At 43.8% G+C, this 20,479-nt stretch carries 24 protein-coding genes; 11 read left to right on the forward strand and 13 right to left on the reverse strand.

Annotated features, from left to right (window positions below; translation table 11 throughout):
* Window positions 1-11: 11 nt before the first annotated feature.
* Entirely contained in the window at window positions 12-434 is a 423-nt protein-coding gene (locus M1M80_RS19025) for a VanZ family protein (RefSeq protein WP_060399678.1), read from the reverse strand.
* Window positions 435-544: 110 nt separating this feature from the next.
* On the reverse strand, window positions 545-1,417 hold the full coding sequence (gene spoIIQ / locus M1M80_RS19030; protein ID WP_003235692.1) for a stage II sporulation protein SpoIIQ: 873 nt from the start codon (window positions 1,415-1,417) through the stop codon (window positions 545-547).
* Between the two features lie 141 nt (window positions 1,418-1,558).
* Between spoIIQ and M1M80_RS19035 the strand changes: the two genes are divergently transcribed.
* The 9 genes from M1M80_RS19035 to pseI all read left to right on the forward strand — a co-directional run bounded on the left by M1M80_RS19035 (window position 1,559) and on the right by pseI (window position 9,678).
* On the forward strand, window positions 1,559-2,050 hold the full coding sequence (locus M1M80_RS19035) for a GNAT family N-acetyltransferase (RefSeq protein WP_080030786.1): 492 nt from the start codon (window positions 1,559-1,561) through the stop codon (window positions 2,048-2,050).
* A complete protein-coding gene (locus M1M80_RS19040; RefSeq protein ID WP_060399679.1) occupies window positions 2,047-2,565 on the forward strand; it encodes a DUF5362 family protein in 519 nt (172 codons plus the stop codon). The genes M1M80_RS19035 and M1M80_RS19040 overlap by 4 nt, the downstream gene beginning before the upstream one ends.
* 331 nt (window positions 2,566-2,896) lie before the next feature.
* The gene (locus tag M1M80_RS19045) at window positions 2,897-3,901 is read left to right on the forward strand and encodes an SDR family NAD(P)-dependent oxidoreductase (protein ID WP_060399680.1); all 1,005 of its coding nucleotides are present in this window, start codon (window positions 2,897-2,899) and stop codon (window positions 3,899-3,901) included.
* Between the two features lie 19 nt (window positions 3,902-3,920).
* The gene (locus M1M80_RS19050; protein ID WP_060399681.1) at window positions 3,921-4,865 is read left to right on the forward strand and encodes a dTDP-glucose 4,6-dehydratase; all 945 of its coding nucleotides are present in this window, start codon (window positions 3,921-3,923) and stop codon (window positions 4,863-4,865) included.
* A gap of 14 nt (window positions 4,866-4,879) precedes the next feature.
* Window positions 4,880-6,076 (forward strand): UDP-4-amino-4,6-dideoxy-N-acetyl-beta-L-altrosamine transaminase, encoded by a 1,197-nt coding sequence (gene pseC / locus M1M80_RS19055; RefSeq protein WP_060399682.1) that lies wholly within the window; start codon window positions 4,880-4,882, stop codon window positions 6,074-6,076.
* Between the two features lie 11 nt (window positions 6,077-6,087).
* Window positions 6,088-6,846 (forward strand): cytidylyltransferase domain-containing protein, encoded by a 759-nt coding sequence (locus tag M1M80_RS19060; protein ID WP_060399683.1) that lies wholly within the window; start codon window positions 6,088-6,090, stop codon window positions 6,844-6,846.
* Window positions 6,847-6,861: 15 nt separating this feature from the next.
* Complete coding sequence (gene pseG / locus M1M80_RS19065) at window positions 6,862-7,953, forward strand: UDP-2,4-diacetamido-2,4,6-trideoxy-beta-L-altropyranose hydrolase (protein WP_060399684.1); 1,092 nt, start codon at window positions 6,862-6,864, stop codon at window positions 7,951-7,953.
* Window positions 7,954-7,968: 15 nt separating this feature from the next.
* Window positions 7,969-8,559, forward strand: coding sequence for a UDP-4-amino-4,6-dideoxy-N-acetyl-beta-L-altrosamine N-acetyltransferase (pseH, locus tag M1M80_RS19070; protein WP_060399685.1), 591 nt, complete (start codon window positions 7,969-7,971; stop codon window positions 8,557-8,559).
* Window positions 8,560-8,628: 69 nt separating this feature from the next.
* Window positions 8,629-9,678, forward strand: coding sequence for a pseudaminic acid synthase (gene pseI / locus M1M80_RS19075; RefSeq protein ID WP_060399686.1), 1,050 nt, complete (start codon window positions 8,629-8,631; stop codon window positions 9,676-9,678).
* Between the two features lie 131 nt (window positions 9,679-9,809).
* Here pseI and M1M80_RS19080 read toward each other — a convergent pair whose 3' ends face one another.
* A complete protein-coding gene (locus M1M80_RS19080) occupies window positions 9,810-10,247 on the reverse strand; it encodes a DUF5392 family protein (RefSeq protein ID WP_003235711.1) in 438 nt (145 codons plus the stop codon).
* A gap of 244 nt (window positions 10,248-10,491) precedes the next feature.
* Between M1M80_RS19080 and cls the strand changes: the two genes are divergently transcribed.
* Complete coding sequence (gene cls / locus M1M80_RS19085; protein WP_060399687.1) at window positions 10,492-11,940, forward strand: cardiolipin synthase; 1,449 nt, start codon at window positions 10,492-10,494, stop codon at window positions 11,938-11,940.
* Between the two features lie 21 nt (window positions 11,941-11,961).
* Here cls and M1M80_RS19090 read toward each other — a convergent pair whose 3' ends face one another.
* Window positions 11,962-12,735: a MerR family transcriptional regulator gene (locus tag M1M80_RS19090; protein WP_060399688.1), complete on the reverse strand. Its 774-nt coding sequence runs from the start codon at window positions 12,733-12,735 to the stop codon at window positions 11,962-11,964.
* Window positions 12,736-12,880: 145 nt separating this feature from the next.
* Between M1M80_RS19090 and M1M80_RS19095 the strand changes: the two genes are divergently transcribed.
* Window positions 12,881-13,267, forward strand: coding sequence for a DUF5362 family protein (locus M1M80_RS19095; protein WP_019259711.1), 387 nt, complete (start codon window positions 12,881-12,883; stop codon window positions 13,265-13,267).
* 35 nt (window positions 13,268-13,302) lie between these two features.
* Here M1M80_RS19095 and M1M80_RS19100 read toward each other — a convergent pair whose 3' ends face one another.
* From M1M80_RS19100 to urtB, 9 genes are all read right to left on the reverse strand, one after another.
* The gene (locus M1M80_RS19100) at window positions 13,303-13,944 is read right to left on the reverse strand and encodes an NAD(P)-dependent oxidoreductase (RefSeq protein WP_060399689.1); all 642 of its coding nucleotides are present in this window, start codon (window positions 13,942-13,944) and stop codon (window positions 13,303-13,305) included.
* A 67-nt stretch (window positions 13,945-14,011) separates the two neighbouring features.
* The gene (locus M1M80_RS19105; RefSeq protein WP_060399690.1) at window positions 14,012-14,413 is read right to left on the reverse strand and encodes an Rrf2 family transcriptional regulator; all 402 of its coding nucleotides are present in this window, start codon (window positions 14,411-14,413) and stop codon (window positions 14,012-14,014) included.
* A gap of 133 nt (window positions 14,414-14,546) precedes the next feature.
* Window positions 14,547-16,256, reverse strand: coding sequence for an urease subunit alpha (gene ureC / locus M1M80_RS19110; RefSeq protein ID WP_060399691.1), 1,710 nt, complete (start codon window positions 16,254-16,256; stop codon window positions 14,547-14,549).
* The gene (gene ureB / locus M1M80_RS19115) at window positions 16,253-16,627 is read right to left on the reverse strand and encodes an urease subunit beta (RefSeq protein WP_060399692.1); all 375 of its coding nucleotides are present in this window, start codon (window positions 16,625-16,627) and stop codon (window positions 16,253-16,255) included. The genes ureC and ureB overlap by 4 nt, the downstream gene beginning before the upstream one ends.
* The gene (ureA, locus tag M1M80_RS19120; protein ID WP_060399693.1) at window positions 16,624-16,941 is read right to left on the reverse strand and encodes an urease subunit gamma; all 318 of its coding nucleotides are present in this window, start codon (window positions 16,939-16,941) and stop codon (window positions 16,624-16,626) included. The genes ureB and ureA overlap by 4 nt, the downstream gene beginning before the upstream one ends.
* A gap of 99 nt (window positions 16,942-17,040) precedes the next feature.
* Window positions 17,041-17,742: an urea ABC transporter ATP-binding subunit UrtE gene (gene urtE, locus M1M80_RS19125; RefSeq protein WP_060399694.1), complete on the reverse strand. Its 702-nt coding sequence runs from the start codon at window positions 17,740-17,742 to the stop codon at window positions 17,041-17,043.
* On the reverse strand, window positions 17,739-18,488 hold the full coding sequence (gene urtD, locus M1M80_RS19130) for an urea ABC transporter ATP-binding protein UrtD (RefSeq protein ID WP_060399695.1): 750 nt from the start codon (window positions 18,486-18,488) through the stop codon (window positions 17,739-17,741). Before urtD ends, urtE begins: the two co-directional genes overlap by 4 nt.
* Window positions 18,463-19,533: an urea ABC transporter permease subunit UrtC gene (gene urtC, locus M1M80_RS19135; RefSeq protein WP_060399696.1), complete on the reverse strand. Its 1,071-nt coding sequence runs from the start codon at window positions 19,531-19,533 to the stop codon at window positions 18,463-18,465. Before urtC ends, urtD begins: the two co-directional genes overlap by 26 nt.
* A gap of 11 nt (window positions 19,534-19,544) precedes the next feature.
* Complete coding sequence (gene urtB, locus M1M80_RS19140) at window positions 19,545-20,447, reverse strand: urea ABC transporter permease subunit UrtB (protein WP_060399697.1); 903 nt, start codon at window positions 20,445-20,447, stop codon at window positions 19,545-19,547.
* Window positions 20,448-20,479: the final 32 nt, after the last annotated feature.

Raw genomic sequence — 20,479 nt, forward strand, 5'->3', positions numbered from 1 at the left:
GACAGCCGGCTTTAAAATTTTTCGTACATCTCATGTTTTCTCCGCTTCGCCAACACATATAAACCACAAAACAATACAATTCCAACAGTATCGATGAGCACATCCCGAATACATCCGTTCCTGCTGAAGAAGAGCTGAAGAACTTCTGTGAAAAAAGCAAACGCAAACGAGCCGGCTGCAGCTGATTTTATGCTGCCCCGCTGTTTCCACAGCAAATATGTCAGCACAAAGAAGGAAAACGCGTGCCCGATTTTTTGAATAAGCGCTACAGGTACAGCAAGCTCAGTAAAATCCAAGTCTAAAAACTGAGACAGATCAGGGTGCGGCTGAAAATGAAAAGCCACCGATTGCGATACGACCATGCCGCTGAAGCTCTCCGTACAGACAGAGAGCAGAATAAAAAAGATCCAGACTGCGAGCAGTAGGCGGTTCATGCCATAACCTCCTTTATAACATACGTGCCTTTGTGTAACTACATAGACGGTGAAACAAAGCAAAAAGTAACAAAAAAAAACGCCCATCACACGGATAGACGTTTTCTTCATTAAGACTGTTCAGTGTCTTCTGTTGTGCTGCTTTCTTTGGAACCAGATTTGTCAGTTGAATCATCCTTTTTCTCACCGGATTTTTCTTCTGTTCCTTTTTCAGTTGATCCATCCTTTTTCTCGGAAGATTGCTGAATGGATTCTTCTGTTTCTTCAGTTGCAGCTTTTTCTTCAGCAGCTGCTGCTTTTTCAATAGAAGAAACCGGCTTGTCCATAAAGTTCAGCGGGTTCATAGCGACTCCGTCTTTACGGATTTCAAAATGCACGTGGTTTCCGCTGTCTTCGCTGTAAAGGTTCTTGCCAGACTTTCCGATCACTTGGTTTTGTTTCACCTTGTCACCTTGCTCAACACTTACTTCAGAAAGAGATTGATACACAGTTGATAAGCCGTCGGCATGTTCAACTTCTACAACATATCCCAGCACTGGATCTTTTTCAGCTTTGACAACCGTACCGCTCAGAGAAGCAGAAACATCGAAATCTTTTCCGTCTTTCTCAGCTAAGTCAATTCCTTTGCTTAGGCTGTACGTGTTATTATAGGTAACGAGTGCTGCTTCTTTCTCTTCTTTTGCGGCATCGGTTTCATAGAACTTTTTCACAACAGAAACGTTTTCAGAATCAACAACCGGCATTGCGACATTTTCCATTGACTTTCCTACTTCAACTGCATCGTCGTTGTTGTCATATGCGGAGTTTCCGCCGTTATCAGCCAACTGATCCTTTACATCATCATTTGATACAGATTGATACCAAAGGACAGCTGTTAAAATGACGGCCGCACTGACTAAGTAAATTGCAGGGAACACCCAGCGTTTACGAAAAAACTGCTGAAGTTTTTTGACTTGAGAAGTTTTCTTTTCTTCCTCTCTCATTGTTTCATCACCTCAGCAACATTCTGAACACTTTTCTGAAAATATATACACCTATACAAAAAACTTTTTTAGATGTAGTTTGCGCAGACTGATACGAAAATATGTCATTTTTTTTGAGAGGAGTGCCAAATACTTATGAACATGACATTGCGTCTTGCTGAACATAAAGATCTGGAAGCAGTTGTTGCGATTTATAATTCAACGATTACCTCCAGAATGGTAACAGCCGATACCGAGCCGGTAACACTTGAAGACCGGATGGAATGGTTTTTGGGGCATACAGAGGCACGTCCGCTCTATGTTGCCGAGGACGAAAACGGGAACGTTGCTGCCTGGATCAGCTTTGAAACATTTTACGGAAGACCCGCCTATAATAAAACAGCGGAAGTCAGCATATACATTGACGAAGCATGCCGCGGCAAAGGCGTCGGATCGTATTTGCTCCAGGAAGCGCTTCGCATTGCGCCGAATCTTGGAATCCGCTCACTTATGGCCTTCATTTTCGGACATAATAAACCAAGCCTGAAGCTGTTTGAAAAGCACGGGTTTGCAGAATGGGGCCTATTCCCCGGCATTGCCGAAATGGACGGCAAAAGATACGATTTAAAAATTTTAGGGAGAGAGCTGTCATGATTAGTCTGGATAAAGATGAAAACGAGATTGAACATCATAATGAAGAAAGCAGTGCCGCAGAACAGGAGATTGTGACTGCGGAAAGTGAGAGCCGCCAGCTGAGCGCCTCTGCTGTCAAGTCGCTATCAGACATTGCCAAGTGGGGCAAAATTTCAGGCATTTTGCTGATCATTATGGGCTCGCTGCTCACTCTGTCTGCTTTGATGACAGTGATCGGCGCCATTCCGGGCGTACTGCTGATTATTTCAGGCGTCTTTCTGATGCGTTCAGCAAAAGCAGCCGCGGAAGCTGAAGGAAATCTTACCGGCACTGCTGGCGAAAGTATGCTTGAGAATTACGGGAAATTTATTAAAATGCAGCTGTTTTACGCAGCATCCAGCATTGTCACTGGCCTGATCGGGATCATTTTAGTCATTTTCATGCTGGTGATCATCGGCATTGCCGCTTTTGAAAACACCAATACGTATGAAGATCCGGATTCTTACTATTATGAGGATGATCCGGTGTTCGAATAGAGATTCAAAAAGATAGACACAAATAGCAAAGGCATGAGTTTGGTATTGAATGAACCGGGCTCATGCCTTTTTATTATGTATCTCTGCGTTATCGCCATTCCTCCATGACACGCTCTCCAATCAGGATGTTTCTCCCCTGCAATCTCTCCATTTCATTCTTAAGAGAAAGACTGTTTTCTCCGGCCGACAGGATCTACTGTTACTGCCGCACCATTGACAAAATAATAGTTGAATCCAAATAGGCTAGAGCAAACACAGAGTTATCTAACAAGCATATACTCCAATAACCGACATTGTTTTATCCATTCAAGAAAAAGGAAGTGGGTTACTTGTGTTTTTCAAAGATAAAAAAATACTCATAATTGGCGGAACAGGTACGATTGGAAAAAGCCTACTAAAACAAATTCTTAAGGACCAACCAAAGGTTGTTCGAATATTCAGCAGGGATGAATATAAACAATTTATGCTAGAAAACGAAATCGGGCCCAGAAAGGATATTAGATTTTTAATAGGAGATGTGCGAGATTATGACCGGGTGTTAAATGCAATGGACAGCATTGACTACGTCTTCCATACGGCTGCCATGAAGCATGTTCCCGCTTGCGAATACAATCCCTATGAAGCGGTCCTGACAAATATTATAGGAACCAATAATGTCATTAAAGCAGCCGTTGCCCAAAACGTGAAAAAAGTCGTTTTTACAAGTTCAGATAAGGCAATATCACCAACGAATGCATATGGAGCAACAAAACTCACAGCTGAAAGGTTAATTTCCGCAGCAGAGTACAGCAAAGGAAAAGCCGAGACGGTTTTTTCTTGTGTTCGGTTTGGAAATGTAATGGGTTCAAGGGGTTCCGTAGTTCCCTTGTTTACAGAACAAATCTTAAAGCAAAAAAAAGTGACTGTTACGGATTTAAACATGAACCGCTTTATGATGACACTGGATCAGGCGACGTCATTATTAATTAGCGCGCTTAAAGAATCTCAGGGCGGAGAAATTTTCATATTAAAAATGCCGGTTATCTCACTGAGCGACTTAGTGTCAGTCGTTGTTGAAGAAACATGCAAAAAACACAATTTGGATATTAATGAAATTGAAATACAAGAAATCGGGCTGCGGCCCGGAGAAAAAATGTATGAAGAACTTATGACGTATGATGAATCGACAATAGCTTTTGAGCTGCCTGAAATGTTTGTGATCCCTTCAACATTTGGGAAAAGAAATCATTATACTCAAGCAAAAAAAGCTGCTGAAGGAACCTATAGTTCAAATGATCAGGAGCAAATTTCAAAAGGAGAAGTCCTTACATTATTACAATCGCAAAAACTAATTTAATCTGGGAAGGAAGATGGGCATGAATATTCTCGTTACCGGCGGAGCAGGTTTTATTGGCAGATGGGTTGTGAAAAAGTTATTAGAAGACGGTCATCAAGTATGGGTGCTGGATGATTTATCGAATGGGCGTTTAGAAAATCTCGAAGAGCTGAAAAACGCCCCGGGTTTTATCGAGTTTATTAATGGAGATATAAAGGATTTAAACACATTAGAAGATCTTTTCTTGAAACAATTTGACATTTGCTATCATTTGGGTGCAAGCATAAACGTACAAGACAGCATTGACGATCCGAAAACCACATTTGCAAATGACACAATCGGTACTTTTAACATTTTAGAATTATGTAAAAAGCATAATGTGAAAGTTGTTTTTATGAGTACCTGTATGGTGTACGACCGAGCTGCATTTGCTGAAGGCATCAAAGAAACAGATCCTATTAAACCCGCTTCTCCTTATGCAGGAGCAAAGATCGCGGCTGAAAACATGGTGCTCTCTTATTATCACGCGTATGGTCTCCCAGCGGTGGTTATACGTCCGTTTAATACGTATGGGCCTTTCCAGAAAACAGGTGGTGAAGGCGGAGTAGTCGCTATTTTTATAAAAAATAAATTGGACGGCAAAAAGCTGCATATATATGGTGATGGCACTCAAACCCGTGATCTTTTATATGTAGAGGATTGTGCCAATTTCGTCGTGCAGGCGGGTTATTCCCCAAAAGCTAACGGTGAAATTATAAACGCAGGCCTTGGAAGAGATATCTCTATTAATGATTTAGCAGAATTAATCGCAGGCGATAAACAAAACATTCGCCATGTAGCGCACATACATCCTCAAAGTGAAATTCCAAAATTGTTATGCAACTACGAAAAAGCAAAGAAAATCCTTAATTGGAGCCCGCAGGTCAGTTTGGAGGAAGGAATAAGAAAAACAGAAGAATGGATTAAGGGCACGAATCTTATTTAATAGGAGAATTGAATATGACAAGTGAGAATAAATTGGCAATTACAGGCGGTAAGCCCGTCAGAGATTCTTATCTTCCATACGGCAGACAATGGCTGGATGAAGAAGATATCCAATCTGTAGTCGATGTTTTACGAGGAGACTATTTGACGACGGGACCAACAATTGACTTATTCGAACAAAAAGTCGCTGAATATGCTGGCAGCAGCTATGCTGTTGCATTTTCCAGCGGAACTGCTGCTTTGCATGCAGCTTGCTTTGCTGCGGGAATTTCACAGGGAGATGAAGTCATTACTACACCCATCACATTTGCGGCAAGCGCCAATTGTATTTTGTACATGGGCGCCAAACCGGTTTTCGCAGATATTGACCCGCTCACATACAATATCGACCCTGATTCTATCGAAAAGCTGATCACTCCAAAAACAAAGGCCATTATACCAGTAGACTTCACAGGACAGCCGGTGAATCACGATCGGATTCAAAAAATCGCAAAAGCCAATAACTTGATCGTCATTGAAGATGCTGCACATGCATTAGGCGCTTCATATAAAGGTGAAAAAATCGGTTCAATCAGTGATATGACAATGTTTAGTTTCCACCCTGTTAAACATATTACAACAGGCGAGGGCGGAATGATAACGACGAATAATAAAACTTATTATGAGAAGCTGCTCCAATTCCGCAGTCACGGTATAACCCGTGATCCTAAAAAATTATCACAAGACCACGGATCGTGGTACTATGAAATGCACTTCCTTGGTTTTAATTATCGGATGACAGATATCCAAGCTGCATTAGGGATCAGCCAATTGAAAAAAGTAGATGATTTTATTGAAACACGAAATCATCTTGCCAGGATCTATAACGAAAAGTTAAAAACCATCTCCCACATTCATCTCCCAAGTCAAGATGCAGCCTCAACTTCAAGCTGGCACCTTTATATTATCAACTTAAAGCTGGATCAGCTAAAAGGAAATCGCGATGATATTTTCAACGCTATGCAACAGGAAAATATAGGAGTTAATGTTCATTATATACCTGTTTATTTACACCCTTACTATCAACGTTTAGGTTATCAAGCCGGCCTATGTCCAAATGCAGAAAACCTTTATAAAGGAATTATCACCTTACCTCTGTTTCAATCAATGAACGAAAAAGATGCAGATGACGTGATCAAAGCATTAAAAAAAGTAGTAGATTTTTATTCGTAGGAGGTGATCAGTTGAAAGTAACGGCTATTATCCAAGCACGGATGGGGTCCAGCAGATTGCCAGGCAAAGTATTAAAAAAAGTTCTGAATAAACCTCTGCTTGAATATCAAATTGAAAGAATAAAAAGAGCGGCACTTATTGATGATATTGTGATCGCCACAACGACAAATGCGATAGATAAACCAATTGTTGAGCTAAGTAAGAGATTATCTCTTACTTATTATTGTGGGTCAGAAAATGATGTCTTATCAAGATATTACGAAGCTGCAAAAATAAGCAAAGCGGAAACGATCGTCCGCTTAACCTCTGACTGCCCTATTATTGATCATCGTGTCATTGACAAAGTAATTAAATTTTATCTAGATTCAAATGGCCAATATGATTATGTGTCTAACACTTTAAATAGAACATATCCCCGCGGTATGGACATAGAAGTTTTTTCAGCTTCGTCGTTAGAGAAGGCTCATGCCGAGTCCAGTCTTGAACATGAACGGGAACACGTGACACCCTTTATTTTCCTGAATCCCGGCCGGTTCAAATTGGCTAATATCACCTATACCGAAAATCAGAAACAGCATAGATGGACTGTGGACACACCTGAAGACTTTTTATTAATCAAAAAAATCATTGAAAAACTATATCCAACTAAACCTGACTTTAGCTTAGAGGATACATTAGCATTATTGAACACGTTTCCGGAGTGGTCTTTACTCAACGCCCGAATAGAACAAAAAGAAATCTTTAATGACAACAATGACAAATACAAGTGATGATGAGGTGCTGTTATGAACATTCTTTTCAGAACAGATGCTTCAATTGAAATAGGCACAGGTCATGTCATGAGGTGCCTCACGCTTGCTAATGCTTTGCGTAAAAAGGGAGCTAATATTACATTTGTTTGCCGAAACTTACAGGGTCATCTAGCTGAGGTGATTCGCGCGCAGCAGTTTGATCTCATTATGCTCTCAGAACCTAAAAAGAATGTTTTCATTCCTAAAGCAACTCCCCATTCTGATTGGCTTGGTGTCCCTTGGCATGTTGACTCAGCTGAAACCATTAGTGCGATTAAAGACATGAACAAGGAAATCTCCCTCCTTATCATTGATCACTACGCAATTGATATCAATTGGGAGATGAAAGTGAAAAAACATGTGAAAAAAATGATGGTGGTTGATGACCTGGCTGATCGTTTACATGATTGTGATATTTTATTAGACCAGAATCTTTATCCTCATTATGAAGACCGTTATGTCAATTTGGTCCCCAAAAGCTGCAAACAATTTTTAGGACCGGAATACGTCTTATTGCGAGACGAATTTTATTCATTTCATCCCAGTAACAAAAACTGCGATGGAAGTGTAAAAAAGATTCTTGTCTTTTTTGGAGGCACTGATCCCACCAATGAAACGAAAAAGGCCATTAATGCCTTTAAGCAGCTTAACCTCCCTGATATTGAGCTGGACATCGTGATTGGAAATACCAATACCCATAAGAATGAAATTGAATCCATTTGCAAAAAACATGCTTTCTGCAGCTTTCACTGCCAAGTGAATCATATTGCAGAATTAATGTACAATGCCGACCTTGCAATAGGTGCGGGCGGAACTGCTGCTTGGGAGCGCTGCTTTCTCGGCCTTCCAGCCATCGTAATCACCGTCGCTGAAAATCAAGAACTGATCGCTCAAACGCTTGATCAATTAGGTGCTATTCAATATCTGGGGCCTAAAGAATCAGTCAAGGAATCCGATATCGCCTCCGCCATTAACGAAATGACAAATAACCCCTCGTCATTAATACAAATGTCAAAAAAAGCCCGCATGCTTCTAGAAGGAAATATGGATAAGCGCCAAAATCTCTTATTCGAAATTTTAAAGTAAGGAAGGGATAAATCTGTGTTCAAATACTCCCTTAGGACATTAAAAGAAAAAGACTTAGACACAGTTCTCCGTTGGCGGAACGATGAAAGAATCAGGCAATCAATGTATAACGACCAAATCATTACTGAAAAACAGCATCAGCAATGGTTCAAGAATGTGAATTCCTCCAAAACAGAACATTATTTTATCTTTACAATTGATCATACAGACACCGGCTTTGTGAGTTTTAAAGATGTTGACCATAAAAATAACCACTGCTATTGGGGTTTTTACATCGGAGAGGCCCAGAGTCCAAAAGGCTCCGGTTCTGTCATGGGATTTTTAGCATTAGAATGGGCGTTTCAACAGTTAGAGGTTGAGAAAGTATACGGAGAAGTCCTGTCGAATAACGAAAAAAGCTTGTCATATCACCAATCACTTGGTTTTAGCAAAGAAGGTCATTTCCGAAACCATATCGTAAGGAATAACAACTATCTTGATGTAATCAGATACGGTCTTTTAAAGGAAGAATGGATAGCGGAAAAACCGAAAGTGATGAAGAAATTAGCTGAAAGAGGAATAGATAAAAAAGACCTTGATACAAATTTTAATGAACTGATGATCTGAAAAAAAATCACTTGATCTAAGTCCTTTGCTGAATGGCTGATATCACTGTAAATAGAAGGAGGTGCAAAAATGAACGAAATCAATATAGAAGGAAGAAAAATCGGGCCGCATCATCCTCCGTTTATCATTGCTGAAATGTCTGGGAACCATAATCAATCATTAGAGCGCGCTTTTAACATTATAGAAGAAGCGGCCAAAGCAGGTGCACACGCTTTGAAAATACAAACATATACCGCTGACACCATGACATTAAATATGAATACGAAAGATTTTAAAATTGAGGATGAGAATAGTCTCTGGTCCGGCAGAACGCTCTATACATTATATCAACAAGCGTACACCCCATGGGAATGGCATAAACCAATCTTCGATAAATGCCGGGAACTTGGAATGATCCCTTTGAGTACGCCATTTGATGAATCGTCTGTCGACTTTTTGGAGGACTTGGGTGTGCCTATATATAAAATCGCTTCATTTGAAAATACCGATATCCCTCTTATCAAAAAGGTTGCTGCTACTGGTAAGCCTATTATCATTTCAACCGGAATGGCTACAGTAGCAGAAATTGATGAATCAATAAGGGCCGCCAAAGAAGCCGGCTGTAAAGAATTAATACTTCTAAAATGCACTAGCACCTACCCGGCATCACCGGAAAACACCAATATTTCTACGATCCCTCATATGAAAGAATTATTCAATTGCCAAGTCGGCTTATCGGATCACACAATGGGAACAGGAGTTGCTGTCGCTAGTGTCGCCCTAGGCGCAACTGTGATTGAGAAACATTTCACTTTATCAAGAGCTGATGGCGGCGTAGATTCTGCCTTTTCACTGGAACCCTCCGAACTGAAGGAGCTTGTCGTTGAAACTGGAAGGGCGTGGCAAGCATTAGGACAGATAACGTACGGACCCACTGACGAGGAAAAAGCTTCGCTTAAATTCCGCCGCTCTATTTATGTAAAAAAAGATATAAAAGCCGGAGAGATTTTCACAAAAGACAATATTAAGGTCGTACGACCCGGTTATGGGTTGGAACCAAAATTCTATGATGTCATTATCGGCAGAACAGCTAAGAAACATATTGCAGCAGGAACACCGCTGAGATGGGATTCTATATAGTTTATATACCGCCTCTTTGTGAACATACTCGCCCTCTCCGCTTTAAAGAACTAGAGAATATATGATCATAAAAAAACTGCACCCTGATCTGTTCAGCAAATCGGGGTGCAGTTCTGGTGTTCAGCTCTTTTTTAAAATTGCATTTTCTTGCGTCTGTCTTCCTCAGTCAAAAATTCCACAAAACTCCGCATCGCAAACGGTTCTTCCTTAATCTGGCGCGTATAGGAGTCTTTCCGCTCTTCTGAAAGGATTTCGCTCTTTTTGATCCTGTTCAGCATATAGATGTGAACCGTTTTTTGGATTTGTTTATGCTGATAGCCTGCTTCTTTGAAAAATGCCAGGCCGAGCGCTGCCAGAAGCGCAAATATGCCTGCGCTGATCAGGGACTCCCTGTCAGCAGAAGCGTGAAATAGAAAAGCAGCCAAATTAAAGAGAGAGAATGCAGCAAGCGGAAAAGCAAGAAAACGGTACATGACAGTTTTTTTCATGAAAGGCTGTACGGCCTTTTGGATTTTTTGCATTTCGGTTTTAATGAACCCCGGCATTTGTTCGACTCTGTAAAAGTTCATTGTAATCCTCCCCCTTTATTTGATGTTGCAAGGCTTCACGAACGTTATCATATGTGCTTATTTTAACGCAGGTGCAAGCTGGTTTTAAAGAAATCTGCCCGTATTTTTCACGAAGAATCTGGTTCGCCGCTCTTTATTCTTTTAAAATGTGAGTGTTATAATTTGTAATGGGAATCAGATCGCTGTTATTCATGGAATACTAATGGCAATCTTCTTGATAAATATGAATGAGCGGGGTTACAAAGTGAGTATTTCTTCCATCCTTTTATCACTTTTTTTCATTTTGAATATTCTTTTGGCCATCATTGTCATTTTCAAAGAACGGCGCGATGCCAGCGCATCTTGGGCGTGGCTGCTTGTTCTTTTCTTTATTCCCGTTTTAGGCTTTATTTTATACTTGTTATTCGGCCATAATCTCAGGCGCAAGCATTTGTTTCAATGGGAGGACCGAAAAAAGATCGGCATCGAAAAGCTGCTGAAGCATCAGCTTGAAGATTTAGAAACCAAGCAATTTCAGTTCAACAACCGGGCAACCTTTGATAACAAAGATTTAATCTATATGCTTATCATGAATAACCATGCTGTGTTCACCGAGGATAATTCAGTTGACGTGATCACAGATGGACGGGATAAGTTTCAGCGGCTGCTGAATGACATTTCAAAGGCTAAGGATCATATCCACTTACAATATTATATTTATAAAGGTGATGAATTAGGCAAAAAATTACGGGACGCCCTCATCCAAAAAGCGAAAGAAGGCGTTCAGGTCAGAGTGCTATATGATGAACTCGGGTCCAGAACGCTGCGAAAAAAGTTTTTTAAAGAGCTCCGCGAGGCCGGCGGGCATGTGGAGGTCTTTTTCCCTTCAAAACTCAGGCCGATTAACTTGCGGCTGAATTACCGGAACCACCGAAAGCTTGTCATTATAGACGGAATGACCGGTTATGTAGGCGGATTTAACGTCGGAGATGAGTATCTCGGGCTTAATCCGAAATTCGGTTATTGGCGTGATACGCATATCAGACTGCAGGGAACGGCCGTGCACGCCATCCAGACACGATTCATCCTTGACTGGAACCAAGCTTCCCATCGCCATACGCTGACATATATTCCGAATCACTTTCCTGATTATGGCCCGAAAGGCAACGTCGGGATGCAGATTGTCACGAGCGGACCGGATTCCGAATGGGAACAAATTAAAAATGGCTACATTAAAATGATTTCGAATGCCAAGCGTTCCATTTTGATCCAAACGCCTTATTTTATTCCGGACGCAAGCCTGCTGGATGCTTTAAGGATCGCGTGCCTGTCAGGCATTGACGTCAACATTATGATCCCGAACAAGCCTGATCATGCCTTTGTATACTGGGCGACACTCTCGTACATCGGCGATCTGTTGAAAGCCGGAGCCACTGTCTATATTTACGATAATGGCTTTATTCACGCGAAAACCATCGTAGTGGATGACGAAATTGCATCAGTCGGCACAGCAAACATCGATGTCCGAAGCTTCAGGCTGAATTTTGAGGTTAATGCATTTATTTACGATATCACCATTGCTAAAAAACTGGTTTCTACATTTAAAGAAGATTTGCTCGTATCCAAAAAATACACCTATGAGGAATATCTGCAGCGCTCCTTGTGGATTCGAATTAAAGAATCCGTCTCGCGGCTGTTGTCGCCGATCTTATAAGATGTGCCAAAACCCCGGCCTTTACGGCCGGGGTTTTTCCTGATGGTCACAGTAAATGATCATCGCCTCCCGCAAAAAAGCGGCAAGGCCTTCTCCATATTGATTAATTGAATGAGTAAATCGTTCGTCAGTGATATACACTTCCCCAAGTCCTCTGAAAATGTCGAGTGTGCAATCGTAATGATATTGACAAATATGGTCACGAAACGCCCCCACAGCGGCGTGGACCTCTGCATCATCAGGCCCGTGCTCCATTCTCGCCGCAATTCGTCTGTAAATCGAATCAAATTCAGCCATGATCACGCGCCAATCGTCTGCCGTATATGCAGATGTCCTTGTCTCTGTTTCTTCTGCGATTTTCCTTCCATACAGCCTTCTGACTTCATCAGCATATGTCTGCTGGTGCTCCTCAATGTCTTTCATGCTGAATCCCGCAAATAAATCCCTCTTATTCATATGTTCTCCTCCCTCGATGGACTGAAGCGTGCTGTCAATCGTTTGAATCATATCTTCCATTCTTTGTTTTTTCTTCATCAATATATCCTTTTGCGACTGAAGTGCCGCTTTCCGGTCAAAGTCCGGATGATCAAGCATCTCTTTAATATCCTCCAAACGAAAGCCGATTTCCTTGAAAAATAAAATCTGCTGGAGCCTCTCTAGATCTGCATCACTATATAAACGATACCCTGCGTCAGTAAGCGCTGAAGGATTCAAGAGCTGAATATGGTCATAGTGATGAAGCGTCCGAATGCTGACGCCCGCTATGTCTGCCACTTGTTTGACTTGGTATTTCATAACTGCCGCCTCCTCCTTTTTTATCGTAAACAATTACGCTGCGTCAGGGTCAATCCCTAAAATATTTTTTTCTATATACAAAACTTCTCACAAATAGTGTATAAAAGAAAAGTGAGTATTTTTTTGTAAAGGGGAGCCAGTGTACATGAATCCTGAAACCATGAACAAAACCCTCATTAGCATTTCAAAATGGGGAAAAGCAACAGGCATTTTATTTATTATTATGGGCGCAATTACCGCGCTGTCAGGCGCGTTCTTTTTTCTTATCGGTGCCGTGCCGGGCGTACTGCAAATTATTTCCGGAATCTTTTTGATGCGGTCAGCTAAAGAAGCAGGCCAAATGGCTGAACACAATAGCGGACAATCTGAAGACTTAATGCTGGAGAATTATGCGAAGTTTGTAAAGATGCAAGGGATTTATTTAATCGTGAGCATTGCTGTATCCATTCTTGCGATTATCGCATTCTTCATCTTTTTAATGCTTGGGATTGCTGACGGCCTTTTCAGCGATTATAATACGTACAGCTATTAATCAGAAAAACCCGGAGCGGACTCCGGGTTTTTTTATTATTCCGCTTCGCTTACCACTGTGAAGCGTTCATTTTTGTGTGCCGGATGTTCAAGCTCATCCAATACGGCAATGGCATAATCTGCATAGCTGATATAACTGTCGCCTTTTGCGTTTACGATGACATTGTCTTTTCCTTTTTGGTAAGAACCTGTCCGTTTTCCTGCCGGGTCAAAAAATGCCGCAGGGCTGAGGAACGTCCAAGAAATGGAGTCTGTCTGCTGCAAGTCTTTCAGGTTCTCCCCTTGATTTGATGCAGTCGGCAGATATTCTTTCGGGAATTCTGGCGTATCCATTAAACGGGTTGTTTTGGCTTCATCAACAAACAGGCTTCCTGCTCCGCCGACGACAAGCAATCTTGTGTTTTTTGCATCCTTTAAGATGCTGATTAGGGCTCTGCCTGCTTCAACATGAAGATGTTCCTGGCCAGGCGCTGCTCCAAATGCGTTTACGACCACGTCGAAAGGCTTGATGTCTTCTGCAGTCAGTTCAAACACATCTTTCTCCAAAATCGCTATGTCCTGTTCCTGTACTTTTGAAGCGGTCCGAACGATGGCAGTCACTTCATGCCCTCTTGTTTTCGCTTCTTTCAAAATCTGGCTTCCTGCTTTTCCGCTTGCTCCGATAATTCCAATTTTCATTTTTCATTTCCTCCTTATTTGTAACAATTTTAGTTACATGTTGGCGGTGAGAAGTCATCCCTTTTGATTAAAAGAGATGATTCATAACATCTTTTAATGACTTGCTTGCCAATTCATTTTCCATCGCTTTTTGCACACTTTCAAATGTTTCATCCAGTGCGTTCTGAATTTCTTTCCCTACCGGACATTTCGGATTCGGATTCTCATGAACCGCAAAGAGTTCTTCTTGCTTTTGGACAGCCCGATATACTTCTAATAGAGAAATATCAGCCGGATCTTTTTTGAGGCTTGCACCCGGCACCCCGGCGCGTGATGTGAGAATATCCGCCTTTTTCAGCAGGCTGATCATTCTTCGCACGACAACCGGATTCGTGTTGACGCTGTCAGCAATGATTTCTGAAGATGTTTTTTCATCCATCGAAATGAGGGATAAAATATGAATGGCAACAGCAAGACGGCTGTTAATCATGTTTTTCACCACCGTTGTAACTATAATAGTTACATTTAATTCGTTTGTCAACATCTAATATACACTAAATGCGGGGTTTTTGTGCACCGTTTTGAGTCAATAGTACGGCCGGATGCACCCCGGCCGCGTCTTGTCAGAATAAGAAATATCTTTGTCCAAGCGGAACATAATCGACAGGCTGGCAAGACAGTTCCTCTCCGTCAGCGAAGACCTGATAGGTTTTTGGATCAACTTCGATCTTCGGCAAAGCTGAGTTCAATTTCATATCCAGCTTGCTCAGCTTTCTGATATTCTTGACAGGAGAAATTCTTTTTTCCAGCCCTAAGCTTTCCGCCACACCCAGCTCTATGCTTGCCTGTGACATAAATGTAATGGAGGTTGAGCGATTGGCTTTTCCGTAAGACGCATACATTTGCCGCATAAACACCGGTTCCGGAGTCGGGATGGATGCGTTCGGATCTCCCATTTGCGCACGTGCAATCATGCCGCCCTTTAAAACCAGTTCCGGCTTTACGCCAAAAAATACCGGGTCCCACAGAACGAGATCAGCAAGCTTCCCTTTTTCCACCGAACCGACTTCATGGCTGAGCCCGTGAGTAATCGCTGGATTAATCGTGTATTTGGCAATGTAGCGTTTTGCGCGCACATTGTCATTTCCGTTTTCGCCGGCAAGAGCCCCGCGCTGCTTTTTCATTTTGTCAGCTACCTGCCACGTTCGGATGATCACTTCTCCGACCCGCCCCATCGCTTGGGAATCCGATGATGTCATGCTGATCGCGCCGATATCATGGAGAATGTCCTCTGCCGCAATGGTCGCAGCCCTGATTCTTGAATGGCTGAACGCCACATCTTCAGGCACTTTCGCATCTAAATGGTGGCAGACCATCATCATATCAAGATGCTCATCCATCGTATTAACGGTATAAGGAATGGTTGGCGTTGTGGATGACGGCAGAATGTTAGCATAAGAGGCGAGCTTCATAATATCCGGGGCATGGCCGCCGCCGGCTCCTTCAATGTGATAAGTATGAATGACCCGGTCCCCGATCGCGTCGAGCGTGTTTTCCAGAAAACCCGCTTCGTTAATCGTATCGGTATGAATGGCGACTTGAATATCAGCCTCATCCACGACTTCCATACACTTTTTGATGGCGCTAGGCGTCGTGCCCCAGTCTTCATGAAGCTTAAGGCCGATGGCGCCTGCTTCCACCTGCTCGATCAGCGGCGCTTTATCGGATGCATTCCCTTTCCCTAAGAATCCGACATTGATCGGAAACTCCTCTGCCGCTTCCAGCATCCTTGCCATATACCACGCGCCGGACGTACATGTTGTCGCTTTGCTTCCTGTAGCTGGGCCTGTTCCGCCTCCCAAAAGGGTCGTCACACCTGAAGAAAGTGCAACTTCCATCTGCTGAGGACAAATAAAATGAATGTGCGTGTCCACTCCTCCGGCTGTTAAAATTTTCCCTTCACCGGAAATCACCTCTGTACCGGCACCGATGACCATATGCGGATCGACTCCGTCCATGATATCAGGGTTGCCGCTTTTTCCGACGCCAACAATCCGGCCGTCTTTCACACCGACATCCGCTTTGACAATGCCTGTATAATCCAAGAGCACGACGTTGGTGATGACCAAATCCAAAGCGCCGTCTTTCCCTGTGATTCTGCCGTTTTGGCCCATGCCGTCCCGGATCGTTTTTCCGCCGCCAAAGATCATTTCTTCACCATATACAGTGAAATCCTTTTCGACTTCGATCCATAAATCTGTATCGCCCAATCTGATTTTATCGCCCGTTGTCGGGCCAAACAGCTCCGCATATTGCTCCCGTGACATTTTCATCGGATTACACCCTCCATCCAGCCGGCTTGTTTTAAGTTGGCTAACGTTTTTTCTTTGCCGCGTTCATCGATAAACGTGTCGGCCATTGCATTCAGGCCTCTTATTGTCTTTCGTCCTCCGATTTCCACAAGCGTGACCGTTTTCTGCTCGCCCGGCTCAAAACGGACCGACGTGCCTGATGGGACATCAAGGCGCATGCCGATCGCCTGCTCGCGGTCAAATGATAATGCCCCGTTGGCTTCTGCAAAATGAAAATGCGAGCCGACTTGAATGGAGCGTGATCCGGTGTTTTTTACCGCTACCTCCCGTGTCTCGCGGCCTTCATTAATCGTAATCGTTCCCTCAGCAATCTGGAATGCTCCCGGCTTCATGACTTCACCTCCGCAGAAATTGGCTGATGTACCGTGACAAGCTTCACTCCGTCCGGAAATGTGGCCTCCACCTGAATGCTGTCCAGCATCTCAGGCACACCCTCCATCACATCTTTTTCCGTTAACACATGGCGGCCAGCTTCCATCAGCTCCGCTACTCCCTCTCCGTCACGTGCGCCTTCCATGATAAAGCAGGTGATATAAGCGGCAGCCTCAGGATAGTTCAGCAGAACGCCCCGCGCCTTTCGCTGTTTGGCTAATTCCCCCGCTGCAAAAATGAGCAATTTCTCTTGTTCAACCGGTGTCAGTTTCATCTGTAGTCCTCCTTCTTTTGTCATATAAAACGGATGCGGTTACTACGAATTTGCGGAACATGCAGGCGGGACATCACCTCCCTTTCTTCAGAATGAAGATCATACAGTAAGATGCCTTTCAAAGCGGCGTGCCGTTTCTTCATCGGCCTTTCCATGGTCAACAACCGTTCCCCTATCGATCACATAAAGGTAGTCAGCACAGGTTAACGCGTTTTCCAGACTGTGCTCGACTAATATAACGGACATGTCTTTTTTTCTGGAAATTTCTGCGATAACGTGTCTGATTAGTTCGACAATTGAAGGTTGAATCCCTTCCATTGGTTCATCTAGTAAAATAATTTTTGGATTTCCCATCAGCGCTCTGGCAATTGCAAGCTGCTGCTGCTGGCCTCCGCTTAAATCACCGCCTTTGCGGTCAAGCATCTCCTTCAAAACGGGAAACCACTGAAAAATCTCTTCCTTGATCTGCCCCGTCCGGTCCTTCCGCGGAAGCGGCTCTTCCCCGAGCAGCAGGTTGTCACGAACGGTTAAGGAGGAAAAGATGTCTCTTCCCTGCGGAACATACGCAATCCCCGCTTTTGCCCTTGTTTCCGCCTTATCGTTTTGAACAAACGTTTGATTGAAACAAATATCCCCCTGTTTAGCAGGAAGCAGGCCTATGATTGTTTTCAGCAAAGTGGATTTGCCAACTCCGTTTCGGCCTAATACAGCGACAATTTGCCCCGGACGAACCTCCATGCTGAAATTGTGCAAAACCATCGATTGATCGTAACCAGACGTTACATTGCTGACGGCAATCATGACACACCGCTCCTTCCTAAATACACCGCTGCCACCTCTTCATTGCTTGTAATGTCATCCATCGACCCTTCACAAAGCACTTTGCCTTCATGCATCACCGTGACTTTTCTGGAAAATGAGCGCACAAAATCCATATCGTGCTCGACAATCAGAACAGAGCACGTTTTCGCGATTTTTTCAAGCAGGGCTCCGGTTTTTTTCCGCTCCTTTCCCGTCATGCCGGCAATCGGTTCATCCAGCAGCAAAAGCTTCGGCTCCATGGCGAGCTGCATCCCGATCTCAAGCCATTGCTTCTGTCCATGTGACAGGCTGCCAGCTGTTATATCCCGCTTTTCGTCTAACCCAACCAGCCGCAAGATGTCTATGATTCTGTCACTTTGCTGTTTCGTCATACGCGCTGTCAGCAATGAAAGGATCGTTTTTTTCTGTTTCATGGCAAGCTCGAGGTTTTCAAACACCGTCAGCTGTGTAAAAACACTCGGTGCCTGAAACTTCCGGGCGACCCCCAGTTTGGCGATCTGATATTCCCGAGCCTTTGTCAATTCATTCGTTTCCTGAAACAGAACTTCGCCCGAATGCGGCTTTGTTTTGCCGCAAATGATGTCCAGCAAAGTCGTTTTTCCGGCGCCGTTCGGCCCAATCAGAAAATGGATATCGCATTCCTGCACGCTGATATCAGCGCCCTGCAAAGCCCAAAACCCGTCAAACTCAACCCTTACGTCACGGCAGGTAAGTATCGGTTTCATAAGCAGCCGCTCCTTTCTTTTTCGAGGAAGAAAGCTGGGTTCTAAGCTTCTCGAACAGCCCGACAATCCCTTTTGGCATATAGAGCACGACGATGATAAACAGCGCACCGAGAAAGTACAGCCAAATGTCAGGATAATATTCGCTTAAATAGCTTTTCATGCCGTTCGTTAACAGCGCGCCAAGCACTGCTCCGAAAATGGAGTGCCGGCCGCCGATCGCCACCCACAGCACCATTTCCACCGAAGGGATGATGCCCATCATTTCCGGTGAGATCATCCCGTCCTGAAGCACAAACAGCATCCCGGCAATCCCCGCCATCGCAGCGGATACACAGTAAATAAACACTTTAAAATTGGTGGAATGATACCCGAAAAAACGGACCCTGTTTTCTCCGTCGCGCACCGCCTGCAACAGCCGTCCAAAACGGCTTCTCGTCAGAAACAAAGCGAACATGACAGAAACACAGAGGAAAAAGACTGTCGTAAAATACAGGATCTGCTTCATTGCAGGATCGGCCAGAGCATATTGAAAAATGGTATAGAAATTCGTGAGGCCATTCGTTCCGCCGGTGATTTCCTGGCTGCCGATGAACAATGTGACAACCACCACCACCACAGCCTGAGAGATCAACGAAAAATAAACACCCTTTATATTGTTGCGGAAGGTAAAGTAACCGAGTAAAAAGGCCAGAAAGACAGGCACAATGACAGCCGCGGCAATCGCAGCAAAAGGATACCTGAACATTGTCCAAATCCACGGCAATTCATTGACGCCGGTCCACTCCATAAAATCAGGTATACCTGACGGCGAAGCCTCTATCTTTAAGTACATGGCCATGCAGTAAGCACCCAATCCGAAAAAGACGCCATGCCCCAAACTCAAAATGCCTGTATATCCCCAAATCAGGCAAATGCCGACCGCTACAATCGCGAAGCATAAAAACTTCGCCAACAGCCCTAATCGAAACTCCTGCAGAAAAAACGGAGCGGCGATAAAAAGGGCAAATAGCACCAGATACGGACTGAATTGTGAAAACCGCTTCATCCGGTTCCCTCCTAATCAAGTAATCTCGTTCTGACACTTGCAAGACCTGAAGGCCGCCATTGCAGAAAGAGAATAATAAATGCAAACACGACAACCTTTGCAATCGTAGCGCTTGTGGAATACTCAACGAATGTGCTCAGCAAACCGACCGTCACCGCGCCGATCATCGTTCCTTTTAATTTTCCGATTCCGCCTAAAATGACGATCATGAAAGCATCGACAAGGTATGACGAACCGAGAGTAGGCCCGATCGAACCAAGCAAGGTGAGTGAGCTCCCCGCGATACCGGCCAGTCCGCTTCCGAGTGCGAAAGCCAATGTATCTGTTTTTCTCACAGATACGCCGAGACACGATGCCATGCTCCGGTTCAGCGTAACAGCCTGCATCCGCCGCCCCGCAGAGGTTTTAAACAAATACAATCCGAGCAGCGCCAGCGTAAAAAGAACGAGCGCCAAAATAAACAGCCTTTTATATGGAAAGGTAACGGAAAACAGCGTTACTCCGCCCGTCAGCCACTCAGGAGACTTGACGGCCACATTCGGCGCGCCAAAAATCGATCTGGCCGCCTGCTGCAGTATCAAGCTCACCCCCCACGTCGCCAAAAGGCTGTCGAGCGGACGGTCATATAATCGCCTGACAATCACTTTTTCAATGACAATCCCAATAAACGCCGCAACCGCAAACGCCATGATAATAGCGATTAAAAAATAGTAAGAAAACAGAGAAGCCGGCAAATAGCTTAAAAACAGCTGCTGAACAACATATGTCGTATAGGCTCCTGCCATAATCAGCTCACCGTGCGCCATATTAATAATGTTCATCAAACCGAATGTAACGGCCAATCCAATCGCAATGAGAATCAAAATAGAACCGAGACTGATCCCGTTAAATAATTGAGTCACGACGACAGACATGTTCCGCCTCCTCCCCCGCAAACGGCTTTGAT

Source organism: Bacillus inaquosorum (assembly GCF_023238325.1).
Classification (GTDB): domain Bacteria; phylum Bacillota; class Bacilli; order Bacillales; family Bacillaceae; genus Bacillus; species Bacillus inaquosorum.

Bases quoted from the DNA above. Each gene is read 5' to 3' on its own strand.
- M1M80_RS19050 (WP_060399681.1), top strand. From the start codon at position 3,921: ATGAATATTCTCGTTACCGGCGGAGCAGGTTTTATTGGCAGATGGGTT.
- urtC (WP_060399696.1), bottom strand. From the start codon at position 19,533: ATGAAGCGGTTTTCACAATTCAGTCCGTATCTGGTGCTATTTGCCCTT.
- M1M80_RS19040 (WP_060399679.1), top strand. From the start codon at position 2,047: ATGATTAGTCTGGATAAAGATGAAAACGAGATTGAACATCATAATGAA.
- M1M80_RS19035 (WP_080030786.1), top strand. From the start codon at position 1,559: ATGACATTGCGTCTTGCTGAACATAAAGATCTGGAAGCAGTTGTTGCG.
- M1M80_RS19100 (WP_060399689.1), bottom strand. From the start codon at position 13,944: ATGAAAATTGGAATTATCGGAGCAAGCGGAAAAGCAGGAAGCCAGATT.
- M1M80_RS19095 (WP_019259711.1), top strand. From the start codon at position 12,881: ATGAATCCTGAAACCATGAACAAAACCCTCATTAGCATTTCAAAATGG.
- spoIIQ (WP_003235692.1), bottom strand. From the start codon at position 1,417: ATGAGAGAGGAAGAAAAGAAAACTTCTCAAGTCAAAAAACTTCAGCAG.
- pseI (WP_060399686.1), top strand. From the start codon at position 8,629: ATGAACGAAATCAATATAGAAGGAAGAAAAATCGGGCCGCATCATCCT.
- M1M80_RS19105 (WP_060399690.1), bottom strand. From the start codon at position 14,413: ATGATTAACAGCCGTCTTGCTGTTGCCATTCATATTTTATCCCTCATT.
- pseG (WP_060399684.1), top strand. From the start codon at position 6,862: ATGAACATTCTTTTCAGAACAGATGCTTCAATTGAAATAGGCACAGGT.
- ureB (WP_060399692.1), bottom strand. From the start codon at position 16,627: ATGAAGCCGGGAGCATTCCAGATTGCTGAGGGAACGATTACGATTAAT.
- ureC (WP_060399691.1), bottom strand. From the start codon at position 16,256: ATGAAAATGTCACGGGAGCAATATGCGGAGCTGTTTGGCCCGACAACG.
- urtD (WP_060399695.1), bottom strand. From the start codon at position 18,488: ATGAAACCGATACTTACCTGCCGTGACGTAAGGGTTGAGTTTGACGGG.
- urtB (WP_060399697.1), bottom strand. From the start codon at position 20,447: ATGTCTGTCGTCGTGACTCAATTATTTAACGGGATCAGTCTCGGTTCT.
- pseC (WP_060399682.1), top strand. From the start codon at position 4,880: ATGACAAGTGAGAATAAATTGGCAATTACAGGCGGTAAGCCCGTCAGA.
- M1M80_RS19025 (WP_060399678.1), bottom strand. From the start codon at position 434: ATGAACCGCCTACTGCTCGCAGTCTGGATCTTTTTTATTCTGCTCTCT.
- M1M80_RS19080 (WP_003235711.1), bottom strand. From the start codon at position 10,247: ATGAACTTTTACAGAGTCGAACAAATGCCGGGGTTCATTAAAACCGAA.
- urtE (WP_060399694.1), bottom strand. From the start codon at position 17,742: ATGATTGCCGTCAGCAATGTAACGTCTGGTTACGATCAATCGATGGTT.
- ureA (WP_060399693.1), bottom strand. From the start codon at position 16,941: ATGAAACTGACACCGGTTGAACAAGAGAAATTGCTCATTTTTGCAGCG.
- M1M80_RS19090 (WP_060399688.1), bottom strand. From the start codon at position 12,735: ATGAAATACCAAGTCAAACAAGTGGCAGACATAGCGGGCGTCAGCATT.